Genomic DNA, 1,729 nt, shown 5'->3' with positions numbered 1-1,729 from the left:
CTCATAATTAAGGATTTATAAATATGTTTGAAAAAGTTTTTTTATGGTTGTTAAAATAATCTAATGTTTTAACTGGTAACTTCCACATAATTCTATAGCTTTCAAGTTTGTTTTCTACATTGACATCATTTCCTAATCCTTTTTCCCAATTATATGCTCTATATTCTTTCATAAGCATATATACTGGAATAGTATATCTATCTCTTTTAAAGTCAGGATTGTCTGCAGAAAATAAGCTCATATATTTTTTAAAATTATATTTATCATCAAAAACATGTAACATCTCATGACCTATTGTAAATGCATAATTTAAAATGCTTCCCATTTTATCTGTATTAATTTTAACTTTATTTGAAAAAGTAGGATCTTGTTGACCTAAATAATAAGTATCACTTTCTGGAATAAATATTGATCGGGCTTGCGAATATAAATTTAATAATTCAGGAACTTTGTCAACCAATGTCATCCAATCATCAAATTTAGCTTTAGTTTTTTCAGGATTTTTAAAACCAGCTTTCTTCAATTGTTCTACCATAGAAAACAAACCATTAATAAAACCGGGTTGTGAAGCTCCTTGTTGTATAAATGCAATCATATAAGGATCCGTAAAAGTCATACCGCCGGTATTACTTCCTCCACCGCCGCCAGTTCTCATAGCAAGCAGGCTCTGAAAATCACCCATTCCGTCCTGGCTGTCAATAGCAGCTTTTATGGCATCCAGGCTTTTCTTTCCCGGTCCTGCCAAAAATCCCCACAGAGAGTTTCCTCCGGTATGATCTACGCCTTCTTCTTCATCCGGATCAATAAACATTAACGGATTGTTCAGCGCATAATTATAAGGCGTAAATCTTCTTGATGTTTCAGCCAGGGGATCAATCACGCCCCAACGCCCGATATCCGCCATGTACATCCTTGCACCGTAATCGCTCCAGCCGSTTTCCTTCTGCAGTTCTTTGCTGTTATAACCGTAGTTATAGGAAGGGTTTCCGGTYTGKGCATTGTAGCCCTCATGCTTCAGCCCGAACGGGTAAAAATTRTTTTGCCTCTATATTTTATTTTTTATGGAATCGGCGAATCTCCTTTGTCGATTTCTTCAAGAACTTCTGCGCTGCCGGCATCATTTTTAAAATAGCTCAAACGCACTGAACTATGTTCGTATCCTTCGTAAAAGCTTCTCTTTTACTTGTCTATCCAAATGGTCYGTATAGCTRTAAATATACTTGCTTTTTTCAAAATTAATTAATCACTATTTTGTTACAGCAGGAATGACTTTACTTGATATACTTTTACTCTCAAAGAATAAACAAGAGCAGGGATTAACCCACTCTTGTTTTATATTAATTTGATCTAATTTTAATAATTTATGAATTAAATTGTATCATTGCTAATTCTGATACATGACCATTACAGACCATTACCTTTTGTAAAATCTCTTTTCAACTTATTTTTAAAATCGTCAAAGTTAGAATGAAAAAAATATGGAGGAGGTGTAGAAAAACGAAATATCAATTCATCCATAAAAAAAGCTACTCTTTCCCAACAGTTATCATCATACTCATCATAATCATATTTATAATGAATAATCTTACTAAATTCAATAAAATCTTCTTCGGTTAAGTTGTATTTATTTTTGTATAAATTTATATACTCAAATATTGAAAAGAAGAAATCTCTATATTGATCTAGAGTTAGTTTAGAGAGATTTTCTGGATTAAATTCAATATATAAT

2 protein-coding genes are annotated in these 1,729 nt (G+C 32.3%); both read right to left on the bottom strand.

Features of this window, described 5'->3' with window-relative positions; translation table 11 throughout:
- Positions 1 to 7: 7 nt before the first annotated feature.
- Positions 8 to 1,018 carry an RHS repeat-associated core domain-containing protein gene (locus ASE55_RS20840; RefSeq protein ID WP_317041547.1) on the bottom strand — a complete coding sequence of 337 codons (1,011 nt, stop codon included), beginning with the start codon at positions 1,016 to 1,018 and terminating at the stop codon, positions 8 to 10.
- 386 nt (positions 1,019 to 1,404) lie between these two features.
- The coding region (locus ASE55_RS20250) for a hypothetical protein (RefSeq protein WP_157844626.1) at positions 1,405 to 1,729 on the bottom strand (325 nt) is incomplete at its 5' end.

The sequence above is a fragment of the Chryseobacterium sp. Leaf201 genome, assembly GCF_001421435.1.
GTDB lineage: Bacteria > Bacteroidota > Bacteroidia > Flavobacteriales > Weeksellaceae > Chryseobacterium.
Note: the sequence above shows the minus strand (reverse complement) of the source record. Positions and strands in the feature narration are given on the sequence as shown.